Annotated in this window: 11 protein-coding genes and 2 tRNA genes; 4 read left to right on the top strand and 9 right to left on the bottom strand. The window is 64.9% G+C overall.

The window, feature by feature from the left end; all coding sequences use genetic code 11:
* Positions 1-32: 32 nt before the first annotated feature.
* From ihpA to BM118_RS00640, 4 genes are read left to right on the top strand one after another with little or no spacing between them, the layout of a single operon-like run.
* Entirely contained in the window at positions 33-1,307 is a 1,275-nt protein-coding gene (gene ihpA, locus BM118_RS00655; RefSeq protein WP_092180849.1) for a divalent metal ion exporter subunit IhpA, read from the top strand.
* A complete protein-coding gene (gene ihpB, locus BM118_RS00650; protein WP_092180846.1) occupies positions 1,304-2,281 on the top strand; it encodes a divalent metal ion exporter adaptor subunit IhpB in 978 nt (325 codons plus the stop codon). The genes ihpA and ihpB overlap by 4 nt, the downstream gene beginning before the upstream one ends.
* Complete coding sequence (gene ihpC, locus BM118_RS00645; RefSeq protein WP_092180843.1) at positions 2,274-5,486, top strand: divalent metal ion exporter subunit IhpC; 3,213 nt, start codon at positions 2,274-2,276, stop codon at positions 5,484-5,486. The genes ihpB and ihpC overlap by 8 nt, the downstream gene beginning before the upstream one ends.
* Positions 5,487-5,488: 2 nt before the next feature.
* Entirely contained in the window at positions 5,489-6,481 is a 993-nt protein-coding gene (locus BM118_RS00640; RefSeq protein ID WP_177233906.1) for a cation diffusion facilitator family transporter, read from the top strand.
* A gap of 125 nt (positions 6,482-6,606) precedes the next feature.
* On the opposite strand, the gene BM118_RS00635 is transcribed toward BM118_RS00640, so the two are convergent.
* From BM118_RS00635 to BM118_RS00595, 9 genes are all read right to left on the bottom strand, one after another.
* Positions 6,607-7,467, bottom strand: coding sequence for a class I SAM-dependent methyltransferase (locus BM118_RS00635; RefSeq protein ID WP_092180840.1), 861 nt, complete (start codon positions 7,465-7,467; stop codon positions 6,607-6,609).
* 88 nt (positions 7,468-7,555) lie between these two features.
* Positions 7,556-8,164, bottom strand: a complete 609-nt coding sequence (locus tag BM118_RS00630; RefSeq protein WP_092180836.1) for an acetyltransferase — start codon at positions 8,162-8,164, stop codon at positions 7,556-7,558.
* A 119-nt stretch (positions 8,165-8,283) separates the two neighbouring features.
* A tRNA-Val gene (locus tag BM118_RS00625) sits at positions 8,284-8,360 on the bottom strand.
* A gap of 49 nt (positions 8,361-8,409) precedes the next feature.
* Positions 8,410-8,814 carry a GFA family protein gene (locus BM118_RS00620; protein ID WP_092180832.1) on the bottom strand — a complete coding sequence of 135 codons (405 nt, stop codon included), beginning with the start codon at positions 8,812-8,814 and terminating at the stop codon, positions 8,410-8,412.
* A gap of 70 nt (positions 8,815-8,884) precedes the next feature.
* Positions 8,885-11,308, bottom strand: coding sequence for an endopeptidase La (gene lon / locus BM118_RS00615; RefSeq protein WP_092180829.1), 2,424 nt, complete (start codon positions 11,306-11,308; stop codon positions 8,885-8,887).
* Positions 11,309-11,632: 324 nt separating this feature from the next.
* The gene (gene clpX / locus BM118_RS00610; protein ID WP_008547851.1) at positions 11,633-12,904 is read right to left on the bottom strand and encodes an ATP-dependent Clp protease ATP-binding subunit ClpX; all 1,272 of its coding nucleotides are present in this window, start codon (positions 12,902-12,904) and stop codon (positions 11,633-11,635) included.
* Between the two features lie 449 nt (positions 12,905-13,353).
* On the bottom strand, positions 13,354-13,989 hold the full coding sequence (locus tag BM118_RS00605) for an ATP-dependent Clp protease proteolytic subunit (protein ID WP_092180826.1): 636 nt from the start codon (positions 13,987-13,989) through the stop codon (positions 13,354-13,356).
* A gap of 290 nt (positions 13,990-14,279) precedes the next feature.
* Positions 14,280-15,641, bottom strand: a complete 1,362-nt coding sequence (gene tig, locus BM118_RS00600) for a trigger factor (protein WP_092180823.1) — start codon at positions 15,639-15,641, stop codon at positions 14,280-14,282.
* A gap of 175 nt (positions 15,642-15,816) precedes the next feature.
* A tRNA-Leu gene (locus BM118_RS00595) sits at positions 15,817-15,901 on the bottom strand.
* Positions 15,902-15,946: the final 45 nt, after the last annotated feature.

The following is a 15,946-nucleotide window of genomic DNA, read 5'->3' as shown; positions in this document are numbered from 1 at the left end:
CGCCCATCGGTTCTCCTTCACAGGTTCTGTTCATGTTTTGCAGGCGACTCGCCGCGCGCATCGCGTGCGCGACGGCCATTCTCATCAGCCCACCCCTGGTGCTGACGTCACACGCCCAGACGCTGACGATGCGCGCGGCGCTCTCGCGCGCGCTGGCCGCGAGCCCGCGCCTGACGGCGGCGGAGCGCGACGTCGGCATTGCCACGGGCCAACGCATCCAGGCAGGCGCCCTTCTCAATCCGGAACTGTCCTATGAACAGGACAATTCATTCGGGTCGGGCATCTATCGCGGCACGCGATCGGCCGAGACCACGCTCCAGATCAGCCAGGCCTTCGAGCTGTTCGGCAAGCGGGACGCCAGGATCGCTGCCGGACAGGCCGGCATCGAGGTCGCCGCGATCCAGCGCAAGGCCGTCAGGTTGGAGGTGCTGTCGGAGACCGCGATCGCCTTCCTCAGCGTGCTCGGCGCGCAGCGGCGGATCCAGATCCTCGACGAGCAAATCGTCGCGATCGACCGGCTGACGCCGCTGCTCCGCCGCCGCGTCGAGGCCGGCGCTTCCTCCCCGGCCGAGACCGGCCGCGCCGAGGTCGCCTCCGCCCTGGTGAAGGCCGATCGCGAGCGCTTCAAGGCGACGCTGGCGAGCGCCCGGCGCGAGCTCGCGGTGCTGATGGGCGATCCTGCGGCGAAGTTCGGCGAGGTCTCCGGCCGGCTCGACACCACGGGACGCCCGCCCACGTTCCAGTCGGTGGTCGCCGCCATCGATGCCAATCCGCAACTGGTGCGCTGGACGGCGGTCTTTGCCCAGCGCAATGCCGAACTATTGATGGCGCGGCTCAAGCCCTATCCGGACGTGCGGATCGCGGCCGGCTGGCGCCATTTCAACGAGACCAATGACGATGCGGCGCGCCTCACCGTCTCGGTGCCGATCCCCGTGTTCGACCAGAACCAGGGCAACATCCTCTCCGCGCAGGAAAGCCTCGCCAAGACCAGGGCCGAGCGCGAGGCCAACCGCAACACGCTGATCGTGATTGCGGGCCGCGCCTATGACTCGCTCCAGGGCTCGCTGCGCGAGCTTGCCGTGCTGCGCGAGACCGCCATTCCTAAAGCCACCGAGGCTGCGGAAGCGATCTCGCAAGGTTACGGCCAGGGCCGCTTCACCCTGCTCGAAGTGCTCGATGCCCAGGCCAGCGTCGCGCAGGCGCGGCTGCGCGAGCAGGAGGCGCTGCAGAATTTCCATGCCGGAGTGGCGACCATCGAAGGTCTCGTCGGCAATCCCTTTGCGCTGGCCCGGGAGGGCGCACGATGAAGACATCCTCCACCATCCTGCTCGCGATCGTCACCGCAGCGCTCGGTGCCTATGGCTACGCCATGCTTGCGCCGGCCAGGGTCACCCCGACCGAACATGCCGCCGACAAGAAGCCGGAGAAGCCGAACGACCATGTCGAGCAGGACGAGCACGGCGCCGACCGCATCCGCATCTCCGACGTCAAGCTGGCCGCCGCCGGCGTCACGCTGGCGGCGGCCGCGGGCGCCACGCTAACCGACACGCTGGCCTTCAACGGCATCCTGCGCGCCAACCAGGAGGCGGTCGTTCAGGTCACACCCCGCTTTCCCGGAATTGCAAAATCGATCCAGAAGCGCATCGGCGACAAGGTCGCCAGGGACGATCTGCTCGCCGCGATCGAGAGCAACCAGAGCCTCACCGTCTATGAGCTGAAGGCGCCGATCGCCGGCACCATCATCGAGCGGCAGATCTCGCTCGGCGAATACGCCTCCGAGCAGAAACCGGCCTTCGTCGTCGCCGACCTCTCCAGCATCTGGGTCGATCTGTCGATCTACCGGCAGGACCTCCGGCGCGTCCGCCTGGGCGACGAGGTGCTGATCGATCCCGACGATGGCCGCGGCGAGATCAAGGGCGCGATCTCCTACATGGCACCGATCGGCTCGAGCGAGACCCAGACCGCGCTGGCGCGCGTGGTGCTGCCAAATCCCGATGGCCGCCTTCGCCCCGGCCTGTTCGTCACGGCGCGGCTGATCCTCGCCGCCCGCGACGTCGCAGTTGCCGTGCGCCGAAGTGCGATCCAGACGCTGGAGAACAGGACCATCGTGTTCGTCCGCGAGGACGGCGACAAGATCGAGGCCCGCCCCGTGGAGCTCGGCGACTCCGATCCGAAATTCGTGGAGATCCGCGCAGGGCTCTCCGTCGGCGAGCGCTACGTCGCCGAGAACAGTTTTGTGGTCAAGGCGGAGATGGGCAAGGGAGACGCCGACCATGATTGACGCCCTCCTCCGCTTCTCCATTCGTCAACGATGGCTCGTGGTCCTGTTCGCGCTCGCGGCCGGCGCCTTCGGCGCCTGGAATTTCACCCGCCTGCCGATCGACGCGGTGCCCGACGTCACCAACGTCCAGGTCCAGATCAACACGCGCGCGCCGGGCCTGTCGCCGCTCGAAGCCGAGCAGCGCATCACCTTCCCGATCGAGACCGCGATGGGCGGCCTGCCCAGGCTCGACTACACCCGCTCGATCTCGCGCTACGGCCTGAGCCAGGTCACCGTCGTATTCCAGGACGGCACCGACATCTATTTCGCGCGCCAGCTCGTCAACGAGCGCATCCAGCAGGCAAAGGACCAGTTGCCTGCAGGCACCGAGGTCGCGATGGGGCCGATCTCGACCGGGCTCGGCGAGATCTATGTCTACTCGGTCGAGGCCAAGGCCGACGCGAAGTCGCCGTCCGGCGCCGAGTTCACGCCGACGGAACTGCGCACCATCCAGGACTGGATCATCAAGCCGCAACTGCGCACCATTCCCGGCGTGATCGAGGTCAACTCGATCGGCGGTCATGAGCGGCAATTCCACGTGCTGCCGATCCCCGGCCGGCTGATGGCCTACAAGCTCGGCTTCCGCGATATCATGACGGCGCTGGCCGCCAACAACGCCAATGTCGGCGCCGGCTATATCGAGCGCAACGGCGAGCAATATCTCGTCCGCGCGCCCGGCCAGGTCGCCAATATCGAGGAGATCCGCGACATCGTGATCGGCTCGCGCGGCGGCGTGCCGGTGCGTATCCGCGACGTCGCCGACGTCCAGGAAGGCCAGGACCTGCGCTCGGGCGCCGCGACTACGAACGGCAGCGAAACCGTGCTCGGCACCGCCATGCTGCTGATCGGCGAGAACAGCCGCACCGTGGCCCAGCGCGTGAAGGCGAGGCTCACGGAGATCGCGAAATCGCTCCCCGACGGCGTGGTCGCGCGTGCCGTCTACGACCGCACGCATCTCGTGGAAGCCACCATCCAGACCGTCGAGAAGAACCTCGTCGAGGGCGCGGCGCTGGTGATCGCGGTGCTGTTCCTGATCCTCGGCAACATCCGCGCCGCGCTGATCACGGCCTGCGTCATCCCGCTGTCGATGCTGTTCACGATCACGGGCATGGTCGAGAGCAAGGTCAGCGCCAATCTGATGAGTCTGGGCGCGATCGACTTCGGCATCATCGTCGACGGCGCGGTCATCATCGTCGAAAACTGCCTGCGGCTGCTCGCTGCCGAACAGCACCGGCGTGGCCGGCTGCTGTCGCTCGAGGAACGGATGGACACGATCCGCGCCGCCAGCAGCGAGGTCATCAAGCCGAGCCTGTTCGGCACGCTCATCATTGCCGTGGTCTACCTGCCGGTTCTGACCCTGACGGGGACGGAGGGCAAGATGTTCACGCCGATGGCCCTGACCGTGCTGATGGCGCTCGCGGGCGCGGCGCTGTTGTCGATCACCTTCGTCCCGGCCGCGGTGGCGATCTTCGTCACCGGCAAGGTCTCGGAGACAGAGAACGCCTTCATGCGAGCGGCCAAGCGGTTCTATGTGCCGCTGCTCGATCGCTCCATCCGCTACCGCGGCAGCGTCGCACTCGGCGCGCTGCTGATCGTCGCCGGCAGCGTCTTCGCCGCAACGCGCATGGGCGGCGAATTCATCCCGAGCCTGGACGAAGGCGACATCACCATCGAGACCATTAGGATTCCCGGCACCAGCCTGACCCAGAGCGTCGACATGCAGCTCCGGCTGGAAAAGACGATCAAGCAGGTCCCGGAGGTCGCGACCATCTTCTCCAAGATCGGTACCGCCGAGATCGCCAACGATCCGATGCCGCCGAATGTGACCGACACCTACGTCACGCTCAAACCACGCGACGAATGGCCCGATCCGGGCAAGCCCAAGGACGAGGTGGTCGCCGAGCTTGAACGCGCCGCCAACACCCTGCCCGGCACGGCTTACGGCATGACCCAGCCGATCCAGATGCGCTTCAACGAGCTCATCGCCGGCATTCGCAGCGACGTCGGCGTCAAGATCTTCGGCGACGATCTCGACGTGCTCGCCGGCATCGCCCAGCAGGTCAACGGCGTGGTCCGCGGCATCGAGGGCGCCGCGGACGTCAAGACCGAGCAGGTCGCGGGCCTGCCGATCCTCACCGTCAGGCTCGACCGTCAGGCGCTGTCGCGCTACGGCCTCAGCCTGAGCGAGGTGCAGAACCTGGTCGAGATCGCGATCGGCGGCAAGCCGGTCGGAAAGCTGTTCGAGGGAGACCGCCGCTTCGACATCGTGGTGCGGCTGCCGGAAAGCCTGCGTGCCAACCCCGACACGATCAAGTCGCTGCCGATCCCGCTGCCGCCGGGGGAGGATACCGCGGCCGTCACCAAAACCGCCTGGCCAGGTGCATCGGGAACGGCGCTGCGCTACGTCCCCCTGTCCTCCGTTGCGGCGATCGAGATCGCGCCCGGGCCGAACCAGATCAGCCGCGAGAACGGCAAGCGCCGCGTCGTCGTGATGGCCAATGTCAGGGGACGCGATCTGCGCTCCTTCGTCGCCGAGACCCAGGCCGCCGTTGCAGAGAAGGTCAAGCTGCCGCCCGGCTACTGGATCGGCTGGGGCGGACAGTTCGAGCAGCTCGTCTCCGCCACCAAGCGGCTGACCATCGTCGTACCGGTGGCGCTACTGCTGGTGTTCCTGCTGCTGTTCATGGGCATGGGATCGGCGGCGGATGCGGCGCTGGTGTTCTCCGGCGTGCCGCTGGCGCTGACCGGCGGCGTCGCCGCGCTCCTGCTGCGCGGCATTCCGCTGTCGATCAGCGCCAGCGTCGGCTTCATCGCACTGTCGGGCGTCGCCGTGCTCAACGGCCTCGTCATCATCGCCTTCATCGAGCGGCTGCGCAGCGAGGGCCGTCCCATTGCGGAGGCCGTGCGCGAGGGCGCGCTGACCCGCCTGCGCCCGGTGCTGATGACCGCGCTCGTCGCCTCCCTCGGCTTCGTGCCGATGGCGCTCGCCACCGGTGCCGGCGCCGAGGTGCAGCGGCCGCTCGCAACCGTGGTGATCGGCGGCATCATCTCCTCGACCGTGCTGACGCTCCTGGTGCTGCCGGCGCTCTACCTGCTGTTCCGGCGTGACGGGGCTACCGAAACGCCTACAATGGCGGCCGATTTGGCAGCTTCCGGGGAGCGCTAGGTTTGGGCAGCCACGACCATCACGGCCATCATCATCATGACCATGCCGGCCATACGCATGATCATGGCCATGGCCACGACCACAGCCATGCTCACGGTGTTGGCCATGCGCATGTCCACGCCCCCGCCAGTTTCGGCAAGGCGTTCGCGATCGGCATTTCGCTCAACATTGTGCTGGTCGTGGCCGAGGCGGTCTACGGCTATATCGGCAACTCCACCGCGCTGCTTGCGGACGCCGGCCACAATCTTTCCGACGTGCTCGGCCTGGTCGTGGCATGGGGCGCCTCGATCGCGGCGCGGCGCGCCCCGAGCGGCCGGTTCACCTACGGCCTGCGTGCCTCCACCATCCTGGCGGCGCTGGCCAACGCGGTGTTCCTGCTGGTCGCGACCGGCGCGATCGGGTGGGAGGCGATTTTGCGCCTGCGCGAGCCGGAGCCGGTCGCGGGGGTGACCGTGATGGTGGTTGCCGGCATCGGCATCCTCGTCAATGGCTTCACCGCCATGCTGTTCGCACGCGGTCGCAAGGACGACATCAACATCGAAGGCGCCTATCTGCACATGGCCGCCGACGCCGCCGTCTCGCTCGGCGTCGTGGTCTCGGCGGCGCTGATCATCTGGACCGGCTGGCTCTGGCTCGATCCCGTCACCAGCCTCGTCATCTGCGCCTCCATCCTCTGGAGCACGACCAGCCTGCTCCGCGGCTCCATCGACATGTCGATGGCGGCCGCCCCCAAGGGCACCGACCTTGCCGCGATCAGGGCGTTTCTGCAGCAACGGCCCGGCGTCTCCGCCATCCACGATCTCCACGTCTGGCCGATCTCGACCACCGAGACGGCCCTGACCTGCCATCTCGTCATGCCCGCAGGGGCCGGCGATCCGTTCCTGATGGAGACCGCGCAGCTGCTGAAGGCGTCCTTCCGGATCGGCCACACCACGCTTCAAATCGAGACGCATCCGGACAATGGCTGTGCGCTGGCGCCGGATGATGTGGTGTGAGGCATTCTGCCTCCACACCGTCATAGCGAGCGAAGCGAAGCAATCCAGACGACCACGGCGGAGACATTTCTGGATTGCTTCGTCGCAAGAGCTCCTCGCAATGACGGCGTGGTGAGAGTCGCGCCTTACGCCGCCCTCGCCGTCACGATCCAGATCGCGCCCTGAAGCGCCACCGACTGTCCCTTCAGGAACGGCGTCAGCATCTCGCGGATCGAGGCTTTTGCGGCCTCGTAGATCTCCGGCGGATGGCCCTGGAGCGCGCGGCTGGCCGGGCCAATCTGCAAGGCGCCGTCGACGGCCGCATCGAGACCACCGCCGATCGCGACATCCATCGCGAGATTGTGCGGCTCCATCGCCACATCGACGAAGCCTGCACCTTTCAGGATGCGCGTCACGCGCTCTTCCGATGCAAAGGCGAACGGGCCCGGCTCCTCCGGCCCGACCGGCGGCATTTTCGGCACGTGTTTGTAGACCGCCATCAGCGGCGCCATCATCCAGGGATTTTCCTTCGGCTCGCGCCAGCAGGCGAAGGCGAGCCGACCCGTCGGCTTCAGCGCGCGACGAAGGTTGGTGAAGGACGCGATGGGATCGGCGAAGAACATGACGCCGAAGCGCGAGGCCAAGAGATCAAAACTCGCCGGCTCGAACGGATGGACCGTCGCATCTGCCTGCACAAACTCGAGCGGCAGGCCCTTTGGCGCCAGCGCACGTGCCTGCGACAGCATGGGATCGGAGACGTCGAGCCCGAGCGCAAATCCGTTCGGCGCCACCTCCTTTGCAAACGCAACCGTCGTCGCACCGGAGCCGCAGCCGACGTCGATCACGCGCTCGCCTTGCTTCGGCTTGGCCCGTGCGATCAGGACATCGGCGATCGGCCCGAGGAGCCGCTCCTGCGCCGCATGGCGGTCGGCCCAGCGCTGCCCGCTCGGTCCGTTCCAATAGGCGATCTGGTCGGCGTTCTGCGCGTCACCGCTGGGCTGTTGCATCGGAACCTCATCGCACGCACTCGCGCGCCGTTTACGCTTCGTAATATTCCATATTCCGCAAGCCGGCGGCCCGCCCCGATCGCGGGCCTCAAGCGATCCGCTTGACGAGCTGCGCCGGATTTCCGCCCATCATGACATTCGGCTCGACATCGGCACTGATCAGGCTGCCAGCCATGACCTGAACATTGTCGCCGATGATCCTGTTCGGAAAGACGCCGCTCTTCATGCCAAAGAAGCAATTGGCGCCAACCCTGACCCCGCCGCCGAACGTCACGCCGACTGTCACCTGGGACAGCGCACCGAGAACACAATCGTGGTCGACGCTGGAAAGGGTGTTGACGATCGTGTCACGCCCGATCAGGGCCCTGGAGCCGATGACAGCACCGGCCCCGATCACGGCGCCGCTCTCGATTTCGGCATCCCTCGCGACAAAGGCCGTCGGAGCGATGCACGGCGGCATATTCACCTTGGCGGCCCGCAAGCGCGATGCACAGAGTTCGCGCGCCGCGTTGGCTCCTATTCCGAGGTAGGCATCCCCGAGCGGGAGCTCACGGAAATAGTCGTCCTCGGACATCATGCTTCCCGGCAACGCCGCCTGGCCGTCCAGGCTGCGAACGACAAAGACCGGCGCAACATCGAGGAACGAGGCGATCACGCGCGCATGACCACCTGCACCGAAGATATATGCCTTAGCCATGGGATTTCTTCGTCATCATATCGGCCATCACGACACCATCGCTTTTGGAAGCATGCCCTGGACCAGGGATCACATAACCCGACGCGGATGGCCGGATAGACCGCATCAGCGAGCGTATCTGGTGGGCGGTCACGGATTCGAACCGCGGACCCTCTCGGTGTAAACGAGATGCTCTAACCAGCTGAGCTAACCGCCCCTCGCCGCCTCTTTATCCCTACCCGCCCTCGGTGGGCAAGTACGGAACATCAATCCCCCGGCCTCCCCGGCAGCGCCGGCACGGCGTCGATCCATACCGCCGCCGACTGGCACCAGATCTGTCGGCTGGGCCTCAGAGCGTCGCGCTGGCGGATGCTGCCCCAGCGGATGCCCCAATCGTCGGCCTGGTCGCCCTCGCCGCTGGTAAACAGCGGGGAACCGCAATCGGCGCAGAAATGCTGGAAGCGCATCCGGCCGTTGTCGCCGCGCTTGCCGTAGATTTTTGGCGTGCCGCCGGTGAGCCTGACGTCGCCGGCGGAACAGATCGTGGTGACCCGGAACGGCGATCCCGTCAGCGTCTGGCAGTCCCGGCAATGGCAGACCGAGACCGCCTCGGGGTCGATCTCGGCTTCAAAGGTGACCTGCCCGCAATGGCACTGCCCGTCGATCCGCATCGCCCTCGTTCCCTTGCCTCAAAACAAAAACGGCGCCCGAAGGCGCCGTTTTATCATCTTTCGCTGGAGATCAGTGAGCGGTCAGGCCGCCGGCGGCTTCGTCGCCGTCCGGCTTCACCGTCACCTTGGTGTCCTCTTCCCAGACGATCGGCACCGGCTTCTTCACCAACGCCTTGGCGACGACGTCGTCCAGCCGCGAGACCGGGATGATCTCCATGCCGCCCTTGATCGCATCGGAGATCTCCGTGAGATCCTTGGCGTTGTCCTCGGGGATCAGCACCGTCTTGATGCCGCCGCGGGCCGCGGCGAGCAGCTTCTCCTTCAGACCGCCGATCGGCAGCACGCGGCCGCGCAGCGTGATCTCGCCGGTCATCGCGACATCGTGGCGAACCGGGATGCCGGTCATGACCGAGATGATCGCGGTGGCCATCGCCACGCCCGCCGACGGACCGTCCTTCGGCGTCGCGCCTTCCGGCACGTGCACGTGGATGTCGCGCCGGTCGAACAGCGGCGGCTCGATGCCATAGACGATCGCGCGCGAGCGGACGTAGGACGCCGCCGCCGAGATCGATTCCTTCATCACGTCGCGCAAGTTGCCCGTGACCGTCATCTTGCCCTTGCCCGGCATCATGACGCCTTCGATGGTCAAGAGCTCGCCGCCGACATCGGTCCAGGCAAGGCCGGTGACGATGCCGACCTGCGGCTCGCTCTCGATCTCGCCGAAGCGGTACTTCGGCACGCCCAGAAGCTCTTCGAGAGACTTCTCGGTGACCTTGACCGACTTCTTCTTGGAGATCATCAGCTCCTTCACCGCCTTGCGGGCGAGTGTGGAGAGCTCACGCTCCAGGTTACGCACGCCCGCTTCGCGGGTGTAGCGGCGGATCAGCAGCAGCAGCGCGTCGTCGTCGATCGAGAACTCCTTGGAGTCCAGGCCGTGCTTGGACACCGCGTTCGGGATCAGGTGCTTGCGCGCGATCTCGACCTTCTCGTTCTCGGTGTAGCCCGCGATCCGGATGATCTCCATGCGGTCCATCAGCGGTCCCGGAATATTGAGCGTATTCGCGGTCGTGATGAACATCACGTTGGACAGATCGTAGTCGACCTCGAGATAGTGGTCGTTGAAGGTCCCGTTCTGCTCGGGGTCGAGGACCTCGAGCAAAGCCGAGGACGGATCGCCGCGGAAGTCGGCGCCCATCTTGTCGATCTCGTCCAGCAGGAACAGCGGATTGGACGACTTGGCTTTCCGCATCGACTGGATGATCTTGCCGGGCATCGAGCCGATATAGGTGCGGCGGTGACCGCGGATCTCGGCCTCGTCGCGCACGCCGCCGAGCGAGACGCGCACGAACTCGCGCCCGGTCGCCTTCGCGATCGACTTGCCGAGCGAGGTCTTGCCGACGCCGGGAGGTCCGACGAGGCACAGGATCGGTCCCGTCAGCTTGTTGGCGCGCGACTGCACCGCGAGATACTCGACGATGCGTTCCTTGACCTTCTCGAGACCGTAGTGATCGGAGTCCAGGATGGCCTGCGCCGATTCCAGGTCCTTCTTGACCTTGGACTTCTTGTTCCACGGGATCGACAGCAGCCAGTCCAGATAGTTGCGCACGACGGTCGCTTCCGCGGACATCGGCGACATCTGGCGCAGCTTCTTCAATTCGTGCTGCGCCTTCTCGCGCGCTTCCTTGGAGAGCTTGGTCTTGGAGATCTTCTCTTCGAGATCGGCGAGCTCGTCGCGACCGTCGTCGTCGCCGAGTTCCTTCTGGATCGCCTTCATCTGCTCGTTGAGATAGTACTCGCGCTGGGTCTTCTCCATCTGGCGCTTGACGCGCGAGCGGATGCGCTTCTCGACCTGCAGCACCGAGATCTCGCTCTCCATCAGGCCCAGCACCTTCTCGAGGCGCGTGGTGACCGACAGCGTCTCCAGGATGCCCTGGCGATCCGCGATCTTGACGGCGAGATGGGAGGCGACGGTGTCGGCGAGCTTGGCGAAATCGGTGATCGCCTGCACGACGCCGACGACCTCCGCCGAGATCTTCTTGTTAAGCTTCACATAGCTCTCGAAGTCGGACACGACCGAGCGCGCCAGCGCCTCCGCCTCGACCGACTTCGCATCGGTATCGGCCAGCGCAATGGCGGTCGCTTCGTAATAATCGGCGCGATCGGTGTATTTCTGCACGCGCGCACGCTCGAGCCCTTCGACCAGCACCTTCACGGTGCCGTCGGGAAGCTTCAAGAGCTGGAGCACGCTGGCAAGCGTACCGGTCTCGTAAATCGCATCGGGCGCCGGATCATCGTCGGACGCGTTCTTCTGCGTTGCGAGCATGATCAGCGCGTCGTTCTTCATCACCTCTTCGAGCGCGCGGATCGACTTCTCGCGGCCGACGAAGAGCGGAACGATCATGTGCGGGAAGACGACGATGTCGCGCAAGGGAAGCACGGGATAAGCGTGCGTCTCGCCATGGACGATGGTTGGCCGGGGTTTTGGATTAGACATGGCCTTTTCCTTTTGCTTTGCCCCCCTGCACGCAGTCCGCCATGCTCATGCGCAACCGCCACAAGGTGCCGAGGTGATCCACAAAACCGGTCTACCATTCTATGGTTGGACTGGGCTTGCCGGATCGGAACTGAGGCGAATCTTGAAGAGAATTCACGCTCGCCGCCGACATTAGGTGGCTATCGACCCGGGGGGTGTCAAGTCATTGAAAAACGCGCGCCATCAGGCGCTTACGCACACGGCTAAGCGACGCAACGTCGACTGCGGAGATACATTCCGCAGCCGTCACTTCTCTGGACGATTGGAGCGTTCCAGCGCCGCAAATCAGGCGCTGGCGTTCTCGACGGCACGATCGGATCGATCGGCGTAGATGTAGAGCGGACGGGCCGTGCCTTCCACGACTTCGCGCGAAATCACGACTTCTTCCACACCTTCCAGACCCGGCAGGTCGAACATGGTCTCGAGCAGGATCGCCTCGAGGATCGAACGCAGACCACGCGCGCCGGTCTTGCGCTCGATCGCCTTGCGGGCGACCGCGCCAAGCGCCTCGTCGGCGAAGGTCAGCTCGATGTTCTCCATCTCGAACAGGCGCTGGTACTGCTTCACCAGCGCGTTCTTCGGCTCGGTCAGGATCTTCTTCAGCGAGGTCTCGTCCAGATCCTCGAGCGTCGCCACGACCGGCAGACGGCCGACGAACTCGGGGATGAGGCCGTACTTCAGGAGATCCTCAGGCTCGACGTGACGGAAGATCTCGCCGGTACGGCGGTCCTCCGGCGCGAGCACCTGGGCGCCGAAGCCGATCGAGGTCGACCGCCCGCGCGCCGAGATGATCTTCTCGAGGCCGGCGAACGCACCGCCGCAGATGAACAGGATGTTGGTGGTATCCACCTGCAGGAACTCCTGCTGCGGATGCTTGCGGCCGCCCTGCGGCGGGACCGACGCCACCGTGCCTTCCATGATCTTCAAGAGCGCTTGCTGCACGCCCTCACCCGACACGTCGCGCGTGATCGAGGGATTGTCGGACTTGCGGCTGATCTTGTCGATTTCGTCGATGTAGACGATGCCGCGCTGGGCGCGCTCGACATTGTAGTCGGCGGCCTGGAGCAGCTTCAGGATGATGTTCTCGACGTCCTCACCGACATAACCGGCTTCGGTCAGCGTCGTCGCGTCCGCCATCGTGAACGGTACGTCCAGGATGCGGGCGAGCGTCTGCGCGAGCAGCGTCTTGCCCGAACCGGTCGGACCGATCAGCAGGATGTTCGACTTCGCGAGCTCGACGTCGTTGTGCTTGGTCTGGTGGTTGAGGCGCTTGTAGTGGTTGTGCACCGCGACCGACAGGACCTTCTTCGCATGGCTCTGGCCGATCACGTAATCGTCCAGCACCTTGCAGATTTCCTTCGGCGTCGGAATGCCGTCGCGCGACTTGACCAGCGAGGACTTGTTCTCCTCGCGGATGATGTCCATGCAAAGCTCGACGCACTCGTCGCAGATGAAGACCGTGGGACCCGCGATCAGTTTGCGGACTTCGTGCTGGCTCTTGCCGCAGAACGAGCAATATAGCGTGTTCTTGGAGTCGCTCGTGCCGACCTTACTCATTCATGTCTCCGTCCGCGGTTCGATCCCGTTCCGCTCGATCGCTCCATCCCGACACACCGGTCGGTATGAAACTCAAATAGAGCAAATTCCGTACCAAAAAAGACCCTACGCGTTACATCCCGTGCGAATCACGGTCACTCGATTCCCCCGCGATCATAGCGGATCATTCGTAGCCAACCATGCTGTCACCCGACTATCAAGAATTCGCTAATCGGGGGTCGTCGGCTACCCGTGACAATACCGTGATTTCAGGTCTTGGCACGGGCGAAGTGATCGAAATCACCCCGGCGTTGCTGGATTGCCACGAAAAACAAGCACGAAAGCGGAACTTTCTGCCTGTCGTGGGGCGCAAAACGGCGTTTTGCGGCGCGCACACGAGTCCTAAACGTGAACGCTTCCCTGAAGGTACCCGGCGACCCCCAAGGGATCGCCGTTGCCGACCGGTAGTGCTACGAGGTCTTCGCTGCCGCCGGCTCTTCGGCGCGCTTGTCGATGACCTTGTCGACCAGGCCGAACTCCTTGGCGTCGTTGGCGGTCAGGAACTTGTCGCGTTCCAACGCATCCTCGATCGTCTTGTAGGTCTGGCCGGTGTGCTTCACGTAGATCTCGTTGAGCCGCTTCTTCAGGTTCAGGATTTCCTGCGCATGCAGCATGATGTCGGTGGCCTGGCCCTGGAAGCCGCCGGAGGGCTGATGCACCATGATGCGCGCGTTCGGCAGCGAGAAGCGCATGTCCTTCTCGCCGGCGGCGAGCAGCAGCGAGCCCATCGAAGCCGCCTGCCCCGTGCACAGCGTCGAGACCGGCGGGCGGATGAACTGCATGGTGTCGTAGATGGCAAGGCCCGACGTCACCACGCCGCCCGGCGAGTTGATGTACATCGAGATTTCCTTCTTCGGATTTTCCGCCTCGAGGAACAACAACTGCGCGACGACCAGCGTCGACATGCCGTCCTCGACCGGACCGGTGAGGAAAATGATGCGCTCTTTCAGCAGGCGCGAGAAAATGTCGTAGGCGCGCTCGCCACGGTTGGTCTGCTCGACCACCATGGGCACGAGGTTCATGTAGGTTTCAACCGGATCGCGCATGAGTCACCTAGGGTTTTCGGAGGCGGACATCGCCACTCTTGGCTGCCAGTTTGGCTGGATTTGCCGGAAGGCCGATGGACGCCCGTGATGCAGGAAGTTGGTAGCGGTAGAAGATTGGGTACAGGGTGTACCGACAGATATAGCCCAATTCGCGCCAGACAAGTGCGGAGCGAATTAAGGCTTAATCCACCGGGCACTTGAAGCTGATTCTCGCAAGAAGGCCCAGCCAGCCACATGGCTAGCCGGGCCCTTCCACTGATCATCCTTAATGGAAGACTGTCTCAAAGCCTTCAGGCCGCGGTCTTTTCCGCCTCGTCGTCCTTGTAGAGGTCCTCGCGCGAGACCTTCTTCTCGGTCACGTTGGCGAGCTCAAGGATGAAGTCGACGACCTTGTCCTCATAGATCGGTGCACGAAGCTGGGCCAGCGCCTGGGCGTTGCTGCGGTAATAGTCCCAGACTTCCTTCTCGCGGCCGGGCATCTGGCGCGCCCGCTCGATCACGGCGCGGCCGACCTCGTCGTCGGTCACGGTGATCTTGTTCTTCTCGCCGATCTCGGAGAGCACGAGGCCGAGGCGCACGCGGCGGTCGGCGATCTTGCGGTATTCTTCCTTGGCGGCGTCTTCAGTGGTATCCTCGTCGGCAAAGGTCTTGCCGGCCGAGTCCATCTCGGCCTTGACCGAGTTCCACATCAGATTGAACTCCTCGTCGACGAGCGAGGGCGGCGCCTCGAAGCGATGCGCCTCGTCGAGACGGTCGAGCAGCGCACGCTTGACGCGCTGACGCGTCGCACCCGCGAACTCGGCAACCAGACGCTCGCGCGCGGCTTCCTTCAGCTTGTCCAGCGATTCGAGGCCGAGCGTCTTGGCGAACTCGTCGTCGATCGCGATGTCCTGCGGCGCTTCGATCGCGGTCGCGGTGGTCTCGAACTCGGCCGGCTGGCCGGCGAGCTTGGCGTTCATGTAGTTCTTGGGGAACGACACTTTCAGCGTGCGCGTCTCGCCCGCGCCGATGCCGGTGAGCTGCTCCTCGAAGCCGGGAATGAAGGTGTTGGAGCCGATCACGACCTGGATGCCCTCGCCGGTGCCGCCTTCGAAGACTTCGCCGTTGATGGCGCCCTTGAAGTTGACGGTGACGCGGTCGCCGGACTCGGCCTTGGCGCCGTCGGCCTTCGCGGCATAGCCGCGGTTGCTGTCGGCGATGCGCTTGATCGCCTCGTCGACGTCGGAGTCGGTGACGTCAGCCACGGGCTTCTCGACCTGGAAGGTCTTGAAGTCGGCCAGCGCGATCGACGGCACCACCTCGATCGCGACCGTGTAGGTCAGATCGGTCTTGCCGCTCAGCAGCTCCTCGACCTCGGCCTGCTCGCTCGGCATCGTGATCTTCGGCTCGGTCGCAAGGCGGAAGCCGCGCTCGGAGAACAGCTGCGTGTTGGTGTCGCGGATGGTCTGGTCGATGGTCTCGGCCATCACCGAGCGGCCATAGACCTTCTTCAGATGAGCGACCGGCACCTTGCCGGGACGGAAGCCGTTGATGCGGACCTTGTCCTTGAGGTCGACGAGCTTGGCGCCGGCCTTGGCGTCGAGATCAGACGCGGGAACGCTGATCTTGAACTCGTGCTTCAAACCTTCCGAGAGGGTTTCTGTGACCTGCATGGCGTCCAATCTTCTTCTCGTTCGGTCCCGGCACGCTCTCGCGTCGGGACGCTGTCATTAATCGATCCGGCGCGAGGCGAACGCCTCAACGCCGGTGGTTCATCGGACCGCTCCCGCCGGAAACACTCCGTAAGGAAACAGCCCTTCGGTAATCCGTGCAAACGCTGAAAGCGCTTGGTGCGGGCGGAGGGACTCGAACCCCCACAACTTTCGTCACTGGAACCTAAATCCAGCGCGTCTACCAGTTCCGCCACGCCCGCGTGAATTTGCATCAAGACCGGCCGCGATGCCGCGGGCGGCCGGGC

It is taken from the genome of Bradyrhizobium sp. cf659, assembly GCF_900113725.1.
In the GTDB taxonomy this organism is placed as follows: domain Bacteria; phylum Pseudomonadota; class Alphaproteobacteria; order Rhizobiales; family Xanthobacteraceae; genus Bradyrhizobium.
The sequence above is the reverse complement of the archived record's forward strand: the minus strand, read 5'-3'. Positions and strand labels throughout refer to the sequence as shown.